This window comes from Pseudomonas sp. FSL L8-0168, from assembly GCF_037976155.1.
Taxonomy (GTDB): Bacteria; Pseudomonadota; Gammaproteobacteria; order Pseudomonadales; family Pseudomonadaceae; genus Aquipseudomonas; species Aquipseudomonas paracarnis.
In genome coordinates this window covers 5,142,515-5,155,822 of the sequence record NZ_CP150262.1, presented here as the reverse complement: position 1 = coordinate 5,155,822, position 13,308 = coordinate 5,142,515, and the positions used below count along the sequence as shown (strand labels likewise).

At 60.3% G+C, this 13,308-nt stretch carries 13 protein-coding genes; 8 read left to right on the top strand and 5 right to left on the bottom strand.

The window, feature by feature from the left end; translation table 11 throughout:
• Nucleotides 1-54 precede the first annotated feature (54 nt).
• Entirely contained in the window at nt 55-1,479 is a 1,425-nt protein-coding gene (locus MHH62_RS23820) for a PLP-dependent aminotransferase family protein (protein ID WP_003195467.1), read from the bottom strand.
• Nucleotides 1,480-1,645: 166 nt separating this feature from the next.
• Here MHH62_RS23820 and MHH62_RS23815 point away from each other — a divergent pair, with 166 nt between their 5' ends.
• Nucleotides 1,646-1,870 carry a DUF1127 domain-containing protein gene (locus MHH62_RS23815; protein WP_198832929.1) on the top strand — a complete coding sequence of 75 codons (225 nt, stop codon included), beginning with the start codon at nt 1,646-1,648 and terminating at the stop codon, nt 1,868-1,870.
• Here MHH62_RS23815 and MHH62_RS23810 read toward each other — a convergent pair whose 3' ends face one another.
• A complete protein-coding gene (locus MHH62_RS23810) occupies nt 1,871-3,163 on the bottom strand; it encodes an FAD-binding oxidoreductase (protein ID WP_058410134.1) in 1,293 nt (430 codons plus the stop codon).
• Nucleotides 3,164-3,278: 115 nt separating this feature from the next.
• Here MHH62_RS23810 and MHH62_RS23805 point away from each other — a divergent pair, with 115 nt between their 5' ends.
• Nucleotides 3,279-3,632 carry a YkgJ family cysteine cluster protein gene (locus tag MHH62_RS23805; RefSeq protein WP_003195461.1) on the top strand — a complete coding sequence of 118 codons (354 nt, stop codon included), beginning with the start codon at nt 3,279-3,281 and terminating at the stop codon, nt 3,630-3,632.
• Nucleotides 3,633-3,703: 71 nt separating this feature from the next.
• Here the strand turns inward: MHH62_RS23805 and MHH62_RS23800 are convergent, their stop codons facing one another.
• Complete coding sequence (locus MHH62_RS23800) at nt 3,704-4,192, bottom strand: Lrp/AsnC ligand binding domain-containing protein (RefSeq protein WP_003176896.1); 489 nt, start codon at nt 4,190-4,192, stop codon at nt 3,704-3,706.
• Between the two features lie 156 nt (nt 4,193-4,348).
• Between MHH62_RS23800 and dadA the strand changes: the two genes are divergently transcribed.
• The 6 genes from dadA (at nt 4,349) to MHH62_RS23770 (ending at nt 10,448) form a co-directional block, all read left to right on the top strand.
• A complete protein-coding gene (gene dadA, locus MHH62_RS23795; RefSeq protein WP_014720473.1) occupies nt 4,349-5,650 on the top strand; it encodes a D-amino acid dehydrogenase in 1,302 nt (433 codons plus the stop codon).
• Nucleotides 5,622-5,975 (top strand): RidA family protein, encoded by a 354-nt coding sequence (locus MHH62_RS23790; RefSeq protein WP_014720472.1) that lies wholly within the window; start codon nt 5,622-5,624, stop codon nt 5,973-5,975. Before dadA ends, MHH62_RS23790 begins: the two co-directional genes overlap by 29 nt.
• Before the next feature lie 80 nt (nt 5,976-6,055).
• Entirely contained in the window at nt 6,056-7,129 is a 1,074-nt protein-coding gene (gene alr / locus MHH62_RS23785; RefSeq protein WP_339232027.1) for an alanine racemase, read from the top strand.
• Nucleotides 7,130-7,245: 116 nt separating this feature from the next.
• Entirely contained in the window at nt 7,246-7,794 is a 549-nt protein-coding gene (locus MHH62_RS23780; protein WP_014720470.1) for a cupin domain-containing protein, read from the top strand.
• Nucleotides 7,795-7,976: 182 nt separating this feature from the next.
• Nucleotides 7,977-8,387 carry a c-type cytochrome gene (locus MHH62_RS23775; RefSeq protein ID WP_019819811.1) on the top strand — a complete coding sequence of 137 codons (411 nt, stop codon included), beginning with the start codon at nt 7,977-7,979 and terminating at the stop codon, nt 8,385-8,387.
• Nucleotides 8,388-8,525: 138 nt separating this feature from the next.
• Nucleotides 8,526-10,448, top strand: a complete 1,923-nt coding sequence (locus MHH62_RS23770; protein WP_014720468.1) for an acetyl-CoA hydrolase/transferase C-terminal domain-containing protein — start codon at nt 8,526-8,528, stop codon at nt 10,446-10,448.
• 116 nt (nt 10,449-10,564) lie between these two features.
• Here MHH62_RS23770 and MHH62_RS23765 read toward each other — a convergent pair whose 3' ends face one another.
• The gene (locus MHH62_RS23765) at nt 10,565-11,137 is read right to left on the bottom strand and encodes a xanthine phosphoribosyltransferase (RefSeq protein ID WP_003195447.1); all 573 of its coding nucleotides are present in this window, start codon (nt 11,135-11,137) and stop codon (nt 10,565-10,567) included.
• Between the two features lie 58 nt (nt 11,138-11,195).
• Nucleotides 11,196-13,205 carry a DNA helicase Rep gene (rep, locus tag MHH62_RS23760; protein ID WP_005792464.1) on the bottom strand — a complete coding sequence of 670 codons (2,010 nt, stop codon included), beginning with the start codon at nt 13,203-13,205 and terminating at the stop codon, nt 11,196-11,198.
• Nucleotides 13,206-13,308 lie beyond the last annotated feature (103 nt).

The following is a 13,308-nucleotide window of genomic DNA, read 5'->3' as shown; positions in this document are numbered from 1 at the left end:
ACTGCTTCCAGGTCAGGGCGGTTGTGGCATATGACGGCAATTGCTCGGGAAAGGTCAGTCCGCCGTCTCTTCCAGCATCTTGCCAGCGGCAGCACCTACCTTGCGCACGGCCTCTTCAATCTGCGCTGTTGGCTTGGCAGCGTAGTTCATGCGCAAGCAGTTACGGTACTTGCCGGAAGCGGAGAAGATACTGCCTACCGCCACCTGTACGCCTTGTTCCACCAGCACGCGGTTGAGCTTCAAGGTGTCGAAGCCCTCCGGCAGCTCGATCCATAACATAAAGCTGCCCTGGGGCCGGCTGGCACGCGTACCAGCGGGAAAATAACGGCTGACCCAATCCAGCATCAAGTCGCGATTACGTTGGTATTGGGTGCGCATCCTGCGTAAATGCGGCTCGAAATGACCGCCTTTGAGGAATTCTGCAATGGCAATCTGCGGCTGTGTAGCCGTAGAACCGGTGCTGATGTATTTCATGTGCAGCACCCGTTCCAGATAGCGTCCCGGTGCGACCCAGCCAATGCGCAGACCGGGCGCCAGGGTTTTGGAGAACGAGCTGCACAGCAGCACACGCCCGTCTTCATCGAAGGATTTGATGGTGCGCGGGCGTGGGTAGCTGTAGGCCAGCTCGCCATACACATCGTCTTCGATAATCGCCACGTCAAAGCGCTGGGCCAGGGTCAGCAAGGCGCGTTTGCGCGCTTCCGGCATGATGTAGCCCAAGGGGTTGTTGCAGTTTGGGGTGAGCTGGATGACTTTGATCGGCCACTGTTCCAGCGCCAGTTCCAGGGCCTCCAGGCTGATGCCGGTGAGCGGGTCGGTGGGGATTTCCAGGGCTTTCATGCCCAGGCCCTTGAGGGTCTGCATGGCACCGTGGAAGCTGGGCGAATCCACCGCGACGATATCGCCAGGCTCACAAATGGCGTGAATGCTGGCGGAGAGGGCTTCGTGGCAGCCGGTGGTGATCACGATGTCTTCGGCGCTCAGTTGGCAACCGGAGTCCAATGAAAGCCGGGCGATTTGCTCACGCAGTTCCATACAGCCGAGGATATTGTCGTAATACAGCCCCGGCAGGTCTTGGCGCCGGCTGACACGGGCGAGGCTACGCAGCAGCGGCTTCAAGGTGGGCGACAATACATCCGGCATGCCCCGACCCATCTGTATGACGTCTTTGCGCGGCACCGCACGAATCAGTTCCAGCACCAGGTCCCACTGGGAGATTTCCACTGGGCGTTGGGCCGGGCGGCCAATCTCGGGCAGTGCCGGCAGTTCACGGCCCACCGGAACAAAATAGCCCGACTTGGGCTTGGGCATCGCCAGGCCGTTGTCTTCGAGCAACCGATACGCCTGCTGCACGGTGCTCAGGCTCACCCCATGTTCCACACTCAAGGCCCGCACCGAGGGCAGTCGATCGCCCGGACGATAGAAGCCCTGCTCAATGCGGGTGCCGAGCAATTCGGCGAGGTTGACGTAAAGAGTCATGGTGGTCGCTCCCGAGGGACCAGTACAGATAGAGGGAAAATACAGGATTCAGCCACGCATAGGGAGTATCTGTATGGATCTAATAAAAGTTGGCTGAATCTGTAATGGTTCTGGCCGCCCGCGCATGCTGGTCACTCAAGGCAACAGGCCAATGAGGGGCAGTCAAATGAGCGGCATGAGCGATGTACGGCTGGCGTTACGCAGTCAGGAACTGGAAGCGGGGCAGGAGCAGGCGCTCACTGCTCCGGCGCCTGGCCGCTGGCATCTGTTCTGGCGCCGTCGCCATACGCGCAAGGCCCTGCTGGACCTGAGCCGCGAGCAGTTACGCGACATCGGGCTGACCGCCGAGCAGGCGCGCCGTGAGGGTGTGAAACCCTTCTGGCGCGATTGATCAGAGCAGTTCTTTGAGGCGGTGCCAGAGCATCCCCAGGGCCAGCAACGGCGAACGCAGGTGTTTGCCGCCGGGGAAGGTGATGTGTGGCACCTGAGCGAATAGATCGAAGCGCCCCTGTTGCTGGCCGCTGATGGCCTCGGCCAGCAGCTTGCCCGCCAGGTGCGTGGCGTTGAGGCCATGGCCGGCATAGGCCTGGGCGTAATACACGTTGGGTTGATCGGCCAGGCGGCCAATCTGCGGCAGGCGGTTGGCGCCGATGCCGATCATGCCGCCCCATTGGTAGTCGATTTTCACGTCTGCCAATTGGGGGAATACCTGCAGCATCTTCGGCCGCATGTAGGCGCCGATGTCCTTGGGGTCTCGACCGGAGTAGTGGCAGGCGCCGCCGAACAACAGGCGACGGTCGGCGGACAGGCGGAAGTAATCCACCGTCACGCGCTGGTCACACACGGCCATGTTCTGCGGTAACAGGCTGGTGGCTTGCGCCTCGCTCAAGGGCTCGGTGGCAATGATGTAGCTGCCGGCGGGCAACACCTTGCCGCTCAGTTGCGGGTTGAGCCCGTTCAGGTAGGCGTTGCAGGCCAGTACCAGGGTCTTGGCGCGCACAGTGCCTTGGGCGGTGTGCACCTTGACCTCATGGCCATAGTCGATACGGGTCACTTGGGATTGCTCGTACAGCGCCACGCCCAACTGCTGGGCAACGGCAGCCTCACCCAGTGCCAGGTTCAGCGGGTGCAGATGGCCGGAACCCATATCGATCATGCCGCCTACATAGCGATCAGAGCCGATTACGGTGCCCATCTCGCTGGCTTGCAACAGGCGCACTTCGTGGCGGTAACCCAGGCTGCGCAGCTCTTCGGCATCCTCGGCCAGGCCCTGCAGGTCGCGGGGTTTATTGGCCAGGTCGCAGTAGCCCCAAGTCAGGTCACAGGGGATCTGGAAGCGCTCCACACGCTCGCGCACGATCTCCACGGCTTCCAGGCCCATCAGCTTCATCTGGCGCACGCCGTCGCTGCCGATCACCTGGGTGAACTGATCCAGCCCGTGGCCGACACCGCGAATCAACTGGCCGCCATTGCGCCCGCTGGCGCCCCAACCGATTTTGCGCGCCTCCAGCAACACCACGCGAAAGCCGCGCTCGGCCAATTCCAAGGCGGTGTTGAGCCCGGAGAACCCCCCGCCGATCACACAGACATCGGCGTTTACCTCACCGGTCAGCGTCGGGTAATCCGGTTGCGGCACGCTGCTGGCGGCGTAGTAGGAAGCGGTGTGCCGGGCGCTGGCGGTCATGGGGAACCTCCCTGTCTGGAAAATTTGACGCAGGATACAGTGGTCGCACGACGCTGTCTGCGCGGGGCGTTTTGCGTCAGAATCCACGTCTATTCGCCGTTCGGTATGGGTTTCGATGAGTTGCAACAGTCAGAAAATCAGCGCGCTGCGTCGCCAGATTCCTTCGTTCGAGTGCGTCCCCGGTTGCCACGACTGCTGTGGGCCGGTGACCACCTCGCCCGAGGAAATGTCGCGCCTGCCGCGCAAGACCGCTGCCGAGCAAGAGGCGGCGATGGACGAGCTGAACTGCGTGCACCTGGGGCCCAAGGGTTGCACGGTGTATGACGAGCGGCCGCTGATCTGTCGCCTGTTCGGCACCACCAAGACCTTGCCGTGCCCTAATGGCCGCCGGCCAGTGGAGCTGATTCATCCGCGGGTGGAGAAGCAGATTCATGAGTACATGGCGAGTACCCGGCAGGTGTTGGTCTAGCGGATGTACTCGGTTAAAACCAAGGGAGCAGGCACGCCAGCTCCCACATTTGACCGTGTTGTGTCAGTGGGTCAGTCAGGGATCGGCAGGTTCAGGCTTTCTTTCACCTCTTCCATCACGATATAGCTCTTGGATTCGCGCACATGGGGGAGTTTGAGCAGGATATCGCCCAGCAATTTGCGGTACGAAGCCATCTCCGAGATTCGCGCTTTCACCAGGTAGTCGAAATCACCCGACACTAGATGGCACTCCAGCACGTGAGGCAGTTTCAGCACGGCTCGGCGAAATTCTTCAAAGGTGTCACCCGACTTGTAATCCAGGCTGATCTCGACAAATACCAGCAAACTGCCCTTCAAATGCTGGGGATTGAGCCGTGCGTTGTAGCCCATGATGATCCCTTCGCGCTCCAGGCGCCGCACGCGCTCGGTGCAGGGCGTGGTGGACAGCCCGACCTTTTCCCCCAGCTCCGTGAACGAGATGCGCCCGTCGGTTTGCAGGATGCGCAGGATATTGCGGTCGATCTTGTCCAGCTCCCGTTTGGTCTGGGTGTTGGTACGCATAGGGGATACGCCTCTGTCAAAAGGGTTTTTGCCAAGAATTGTCGCCAAATATAGGCATTTATATAGTGAAATGCACTGTCGATTGTTTTTTACACTGCGCTCATCATTGCTCGAATAACACACGTCAGCGGCCAAGCCCGCGATGAGGATATAAAAATGCGCGTTCTGGTCTTGGGTAGCGGCGTCATTGGGGTGACCAGTGCCTATTATTTGGCGCGGGCCGGCTTTGATGTCGTGGTGGTTGATCGTCAGCCTGCCGCTGCCATGGAAACCAGTTTCGCCAACGCCGGCCAGGTCTCCCCTGGGTATGCTTCGCCCTGGGCCGCGCCGGGTGTGCCACTCAAGGCGATCAAGTGGCTGTTGCAACGCCACGCGCCGTTGGCAATCAAGGCCACTGCTGATATCGACCAATACCTGTGGATGGCGCAGATGCTGCGCAACTGCACGGCCAGCCGCTACGCGGTGAACAAGGAACGCATGGTGCGCCTGTCCGAGTACAGCCGCGACTGCCTCGACGAATTGCGCGCCGAGACCGGCATTGCCTACGAAGGGCGCAGCCTCGGGACTACCCAACTGTTCCGCACCCAGGCCCAACTCGATGGTGCCGCCAAGGACATCGCCGTGCTGAAAGAGTCCGGCGTGCCATTCGAATTGCTCGACCGCGCCGGCATTGCCCGGGTTGAACCGGCTCTGGGCAGCGTCACCGATATCCTCGCTGGTGCCTTGCGCCTGCCCAACGACCAGACGGGCGATTGCCAGATATTCACCACGCGCCTGGTCGACATGTGCAAACAATTGGGCGTGGAATTCCGCTTCGAACAAGACATCCAGCGCCTGGACTACGCAGGCGACCGCATCAATGGTGTGCTGATCGACGGCAAGCTGGAAACCGCCGACCGCTATGTACTGGCCCTCGGCAGTTACTCGCCCAAGTTACTCAAGCCATTGGGCATCAAGGCGCCGGTGTACCCGCTCAAGGGCTACTCGCTGACCGTGCCGATCACTAACCCGGCAATGGCGCCGACCTCGACCATTCTCGATGAAACCTACAAAGTCGCGATCACCCGTTTCGACAACCGTATTCGCGTCGGTGGCATGGCTGAAATAGCCGGTTTTGACCTGTCGCTGAACCCGCGGCGACGTGAAACCCTGGAGATGATCGTCAACGACCTTTATCCTCAGGGCGGCGATCTGGCCCAAGCCAGTTTCTGGACCGGCCTGCGCCCGACCACCCCAGACGGCACGCCGATTGTGGGTGCCACGCCGTTCAAGAACCTGTTCCTGAATACAGGCCACGGTACCCTCGGTTGGACCATGGCCTGTGGTTCGGGTCGCTTGCTGGCCGACCTGATGGCGAAGAAAACGCCGCAGATCAGCGCCGCAGGCCTCGATATTTCCCGTTATGGCAACCACCAGGAGTCCGCACAACATGTCAATCCAGCGCCAGCTCACCAATGAGCGCATGAGCCAGATCGTTGTCCACAGCGGTACCGTGTACCTGGCAGGGCAGGTAGGCGACGACATGAGCGCCGGGATTGAACAGCAAACCCGTGAAACCCTGGTCAATATCGAGCGCTTGCTGGACTTGGCCGGTACCGACAAGTCCAGGTTGCTGTCGGTGACGATCTACCTGAAAGACATCGACGCCGACTTCGCCGGCATGAACGCGGTGTGGGACAAGTGGCTGCCCAAAGGCGTCGCCCCGGCCCGCGCCACTGTGCAAGCCAAGCTGTGCGAACCCGAGATACTGGTAGAGCTGTCTGTCGTGGCTGCGCTGCCTTAACAAAGATCCCTCTCCCGGTGCCGACGTCGTTGGTCTGCACCGGTTTTTTTATTGACTTTGCTGCCTAGAAGCCTGCCGACATGCGTCCAGCCCGTGCCCTGATCGATCTCCAAGCCCTGCGCCATAACTACCAATTGGCCCGAGAAGTCACCGGGGCGAAGGCCCTCGCCGTGATCAAGGCCGATGCCTACGGCCATGGCGCGGTGCCCGTGGCCCAGGCACTGGAGGCGCAAGCCGACGGGTTCGCGGTGGCGTGCATCGAGGAAGCGCTGGAACTGCGCGCCGCCGGCATTCGTGCGCCGGTGTTGCTGCTGGAAGGTTTTTTCGAAGCCGACGAGTTGCCGCTGATCATCGAGCAGGATTTGTGGTGCGTGGTGCATTCGCTGTGGCAGTTGGACGCCATCGAGCAAGCTCGTTTGAGCAAGCCGCTGACAGTGTGGCTGAAGCTGGACTCGGGCATGCACCGTGTGGGCCTGCACCCCAAGGATTACCAGGAAGCGTATCAGCGCCTGCTGGCGAGTGGCAAAGTGGCGAAAATCGTGCTGATGAGTCATTTTGCCCGCGCCGATGAGCTCGATTGCGTCAGCAGCAACGAACAAGTAACGGTGTTTGAGGCGGCGCGTCAGGGGCTGGCGGCTGAGGTCAGCCTGCGCAACTCACCGTCTGTATTGGGCTGGCCGAGCGTGTCCAGCGACTGGGTGCGCCCCGGTATCATGCTTTACGGCGCAACGCCCTTTGGCGAAGACCAGGCCATTGCGGCGCGCTTGCAGCCGGTGATGACCCTGGAGTCCAAAGTGATCTGCGTACGCGAATTGCCGGCCGGTGAGCCGGTGGGCTATGGCGCCAGGTTCGTCACGTCCAAGCCGATGCGCATCGGCGTGGTTGCCATGGGCTATGCCGACGGTTACCCGCGCCATGCGCCTACCGGCACACCGGTGCTGGTCGCTGGCCAGCGCAGCCGGCTGCTGGGGCGCGTGTCCATGGACATGCTGTGTGTCGACCTCACCGACTTGCCCCAGGCGGGCCTTGGTTCCACCGTAGAGTTGTGGGGCAAACACATCCTCGCCAGCGATGTGGCCGTGGCCGCCGAGACCATCCCTTATCAGATTTTCTGCAATCTGCGCCGAGTGCCAAGGCTCTATAGCGGCGCTTAGCCGCCGGCAACGAACCGAGCACGCCGGGATTTAGGCCCAAGTGTTGTAAATACTGAACGCTGTCGCCATGATAACGCTCAATTACAACAAAGCCTGAATCCTAGGAGGCTCCTGCATTGGACGTCGGCGAACGACTGCAATCCATCCGTAAACTCAAAGGTCTTTCCCAGCGTGAGCTCGCCAAGCGTGCGGGCGTCACCAACAGCACCATTTCGATGATCGAGAAAAACAGCGTCAGCCCCTCGATCAGCTCCCTGCGCAAGGTGCTGGGCGGTATCCCCATGTCCATGGTCGAGTTCTTTTCCGAAGAAGTCCTCCAGGAAATACCGACGCAGATCGTCTATAAAGCCAATGAGCTGATCGACATCTCTGACGGTGCCGTCACCATGAAACTGGTGGGCCGGGCGCGCCCAAGCCGGGCCATCGCATTTCTCAATGAAATCTACCCTCCGGGTGCCGACACGGGCGAAGAAATGCTCACTCATGAAGGCGAAGAAACCGGAATTCTGGTGGAAGGGCGCCTGGAATTGGTGGTCGGCCTTGAAACTTTTGTGCTCGAAGCGGGCGATAGCTACTACTTTGAAAGCACCAGGCCTCATCGTTTTCGCAATCCGTTCGACGTGCCGGCGCGACTAATCAGCGCAGCCACACCCGCGAACTTTTAAGAATAGAGGCGCCCTGCCAGCGTTGCAGAGGTTCCCGCAGCTGTACACCGTGAGGCCGAATCTCCCTTTATTTAATAGGGTTGTTTCGGCCAGGCGGGCTAACCGTTATACTTTCGCCGCCTGCGAAACCGTGGCCGCAGGCGTGAATAGCCACCATTGAGGGTGAACGCGTGAACCTAATTATGAAAATGCTGGCTGCACCAGCAACCGTACTGGCCCTATGGGCTGTCAGCGCTCAAGCTGCGACCAATGATGACATTGCCAAGCGCCTGGAGCCTGTGGGCCAGGTTTGCGTCCAGGGCCAGGAATGCAAGGGCATGGAAGTTGCCGTGGCAGCCGGCGGCGGCGGCGCGAAAACCCCCGATGATATCATCGCCAAGCACTGTAACGCGTGCCACGGCAGCGGCCTTTTGGGTGCGCCAAAAATTGGCGACACCGCCGCATGGAAAGAGCGCGCCGACCATCAAGGTGGCCTCGATGGCATCCTGGCAAAGGCCATCACCGGTATCAACGCCATGCCGCCCAAAGGCACCTGCGCTGATTGCTCGGACGACGACCTCAAGGGTGCGATCAAGAAGATGTCCGGGCTGTAATCGGTCGATCTTCGTCAAAAATGCCGCTTACGAGCGGCTTTTTTGTGCCCGCGATTTGGTATTCAGGCTGTTCATTGCAGCAAAGACCCGGCAAGCTCGGTCCAACCCCTAATTCATGGAATGTTCGGGAGCAGTCGGATGGTGCAGTTGTGTTCAATCGAGCAAGCAGTTGACGACGTACTGGAGCGCCTGCCGGCGCATATCCACATGGGCATGCCGCTGGGGCTGGGCAAGCCCAACCTGTTCGTCAACGCGCTGTACCGGCGTATCGCAAAGTTGCCCGAACGGGCGCTGACGCTTTATACCGCGCTGAGCCTGGGTCGGCCTACGCAGGGTGATGGTCTTCAAAAGCGCTTTCTCGAACCCTTCATCGAACGGGTGTTTGGCGACTACCCCGAACTGGATTTCCTCGCGGACCTGCACAGGGGCAGCCTGCCGAAGAATATCCGTGTGCAGCAATTCTTCATGCAGCCCGGTAGCCTGCTCCACAGCGCCGCGGCGCAGCAGGATTACGTCAGCAGCAACTACAGCCATGCGGCCCGCGACATCAATGCCGCCGGCCTGAACCTGGTGGCGCAATTGGTTGCCAGTAGCAGCGAGCATCCCGACCGCCTGAGCCTGAGCTGCAACCCGGATATCACTCTCGACCTGCTGCCCATGATCGCCAAGCGCCGCGCGGCCGGGGAGACCATCCTGGTCGTCGGCCAGGTCCATAGCGATTTGCCCTACATGCCTGGCGATGCCGAGTTGGGCATGGATGAGTTCGACTACCTGCTGGATGAAAAAGACAGCACCACGTTGTTCTCCACCCCGAATATGCCGGTGGGCTTTCAGGATCATTTTATCGGCCTGCATGCCAGCACCCTGGTGCGTGATGGCGGTACGTTGCAGATTGGCATCGGCTCCATGGGCGATGCCCTGACGGCTGCCCTGCTGGCGCGCCAGGCCGACAACGAAGCCTATCGCCTGTTGCTCACCGACTTGGATGTGTACCAGTGGGCACCGTTGATCAGCCGCGAAGGCGGCGTTGAGCCGTTTGCCCGTGGCCTTTACGGTTGCAGCGAGATGTTCGTCAACGGCCTGCTGGTATTGGCCGATGCCGGGATCGTGCGGCGCAAGGTCTACCCGGATGTGGCGACCCAGATGCAGGCCAACGCGGGCACCCTGGACGACGCGGCGCAACCTGATGGCGTGTCGATTCATGGCGGTTTCTTCCTGGGACCGCGCAGTTTTTACCAGCGCCTGCAGGAAATGACCCATGCCAAGCGCCAGGCATTCAACATGACCCGCATCAGCTACATCAACGAGCTGTACGGGCAGGAAGAACTCAAGCGCCTGCAGCGCCTGGATGCTCGGTTTATCAACAGCGCCATCATGGTCACCTTGCTCGGTGCTGGCGTGGCTGATCAGTTGGAAGACGGTCGCGTGCTCAGTGGTGTGGGCGGGCAATACAATTTCGTGGCCCAGGGGCATGCGCTGGAAGGTGCACGCTCAATCCTGATTTTGCGCAGCTGGCGTGAGTCGGCGGGTGAGGTCAGTTCCAATATTGTCTGGGAGTACGGCCACTGCACCATTCCCCGGCACCTGCGGGATATCGTCATTACCGAATATGGTATTGCCGACTTGCGCGGTCAGACGGATGCCAAGGTGATCGAAGCGTTGCTGAACATCACTGACTCAAGGTTCCAGCACGACTTGATTGAGCAGGCGCAAAAGGCCGGCAAACTGCCCAAGGATTTCCAGTTGGATCCGCGTTTTGCCGACAACACGCCAGAGCGGCTTCAGGCGATTCAGGCCAGGCATCGTCGCCTGTTCCCGGAATACCCCCTGGGCAGCGACTTCACGAATGAAGAGCGGGATTTGTTACGAGCGCTGAACTGGCTCAAGAGCAAATTCAAGCTCACGGAAATTCTGGAGTTGGGCAAGGCGGCACTCGACGCGCCGGAGCCGGAGGCGTTTCCCGAGCATTTGCAGCGGATGCGCTTGGATAAGCCGGAGGGCATCAAGGAAGACCTGTATCAACGCTTGCTGCTGGCCGGACTGCAGGCCACCGCCCACTGACAGCGCAACGCAAAAGCTAATGTGGGAGCTGGCTTGCCTGCGATGAGGGCCTGTCAGTCGACATCTCTGTCGACTGACACACCGCTATCGCAGGCAAGCCAGCTCCCACACAGTGATTACTCGATAAAGGTCACGACACCACCGGCCAGCGACTTCACCCGCGCCAGCGACTCAACCCGATAACCCTGTGCATCCAGTTCTGCACGCCCACCCTGGAACGACTTCTCGATCACGATGCCCAAACCGGCGACGGTCGCGCCGGCCTGCTTGATGATCGAGATCAGCGCCTGGGACGCCTTGCCGTTGGCCAAAAAGTCATCGATCACCAGCACGCGGTCGCTGCTGGTCAGGTGGCGCGGGGAGATCGCCACGGTGCTTTCGGTTTTCTTGGTGAAGGAATACACCGTGGCCGACAGCAGGTTTTCCGTGAGGGTCAACGACTGCTGCTTGCGGGCGAAGATCACCGGCACACCCAGGTTCAGCCCGGTCATGATCGCCGGGGCAATGCCCGACGCTTCGATGGTGACGATCTTGGTGATGCCCGAATCCTTGAACAGTGCGGCGAACTCGTCGCCGATCAGTTTCATCAGTGCCGGGTCGATCTGGTGGTTCAGAAAGGCGTCAACCTTGAGGACCTGATCGGAAAGCACGATGCCTTCTTCGCGAATTTTCTTGTGCAGTGCTTCCACGGAAAGCTTCCTCTAATGGCGCGTTGTGCGCCGAAAGTAGATTAAAAAGTAGTCGATTCTAGCGCTTTAACATCGCGCGTATGTCCGCCAAGGCGGTGTTGCCGCGAACGGCCTTCACCTCGGTGGGCGTGTCGTCATTGCCTTCCCAGGCCAGATCGTCCGGCGGCAGTTCATCCAGGAACCGGCTGGGGGCACAATCGATGATTTCACCGTATTGCTTGCGCTTGGCGGCAAAGGTGAAGGCCAGGGTCTGACGTGCTCGGGTAATGCCCACGTAGGCCAGGCGGCGTTCTTCCTCGATGGTGTCGGCTTCGATGCTGGAGCGGTGCGGGAGGATTTCCTCTTCCATGCCCATGATGAACACGTAGGGAAATTCCAGGCCCTTGGAGGCATGCAAGGTCATCATCTGCACGCCTTCGGCACCGTCTTCCTCTTCTTGCTGGCGCTCGAGCATGTCGCGCAACACCAGCTTGCCGATGGCGTCCTCGACGGTCATCTCGCCGTCTTCGTCTTTTTCCAGGGTGTTCTTCAGCGCTTCAATCAGGAACCAGACGTTGCCCATGCGGTAATCCGCGGCCTTGTCGCTGGAACTGTTGGTGCGCAGCCAGTTTTCATAGTCGATGTCCATGACCATGCTGCGCAAGGCGCTGATCGGGTCTTCGCCGGCGCACTGCTCGCGCACCTTGTCCATGAAACGCTTGAAGCGCGACAGGCGATCGGTGAAGCGCGTATCCAGGTGTTCGCCCAGGCCTATTTCGTCGGTGGCGGCATACATGGAAATCTTGCGTTCGGTGGCGTAGTTACCGAGCTTTTCCAGGGTGGTGGAGCCGATTTCCCGGCGTGGCACGTTGATCACGCGCAGGAAGGCGTTGTCGTCGTCCGGGTTCACGATCAGCCGGAAGTAGGCCATCAGGTCTTTGACTTCCTGGCGTCCGAAAAAGCTGTTGCCGCCCGACAGGCGATACGGCACCTGGTGATGCTGCAATTTCAGCTCGATCAGCTTGGCCTGGTAGTTGCCGCGATACAGGATCGCAAAGTCGCTGTAGGGCCGGTCGGTGCGCAAGTGCAGGCTGAGGATTTCCACGGCCACGCGCTCGGCTTCGGCGTCTTCGTTGCGGCAGCGGATCACACGGATCTCGTCGCCATGGCCCATCTCGCTCCACAGTTGTTTTTCAAACTCGTGGGGGTTGTTGGAGATCAGCACGTTGGCGCAGCGCAGGATGCGGCTGGTGGAGCGGTAGTTCTGCTCCAGCATCACCACTTTCAAGGAGGGGTAGTCTTCCTTGAGCAGCATCAGGTTTTCCGGGCGGGCGCCGCGCCAAGCGTAGATCGACTGGTCGTCGTCGCCCACTACGGTGAACTGGTTGCGCGTACCGATCAGCAACTTCACCAGCAGGTATTGGCTGGCGTTGGTGTCCTGATATTCGTCCACCAGCAGGTAGCGCACCTTGTTTTGCCACTTCTCCAGGATGTCCTTGTGCTCTTGGAACAGCTTGACCGGCAGCAGGATCAGGTCGTCGAAGTCCACCGCGTTGAACGCCTTGAGCGTACGCTGATAGTGGGTGTAGACGATGGCGGCGGTCTGCTCCTTGGGGTTGCGTGCGGCCTCCAGGGCTTCGGCGGGCAGGATCAGGTCGTTTTTCCACGAGCCGATCATGTTCTTGATTTCGTCTACGCCGTCGTCGCCCGCGTATTCCTTCTGCATGATGTCGGTCATCAGGGCCTTGACGTCGGTCTCGTCGAAGATCGAGAAGCCGGGCTTGTAGCCCAGTCGCACATGCTCCTTGCGGATGATGTTCAGGCCCAGGTTGTGGAAGGTGCACACGGTGAGGCCGCGGCCTTCGCCGCCTTTGAGCAGGGTGCCGACCCGCTCTTTCATTTCCCGTGCCGCCTTGTTGGTGAAGGTCATGGCGACGATGTACTGGGCGCGGATGCCGCAGTTCTGGATCAAGTGCGCGATCTTGCGCGTGATCACGCTGGTCTTGCCGGAGCCTGCACCGGCGAGCACCAATAGAGGGCCGCCGACGTAGTTCACGGCTTCTTGCTGCCGGGGATTGAGTCGGGACATACGGAATTTTAGGGGTCGTTGTTCAAAAGGGCGGGCATTTTAACAGGCTGGAAAGATTCTGCTGCCATAGAACGACGGTGTGACGTACCACTCGATCTAAATT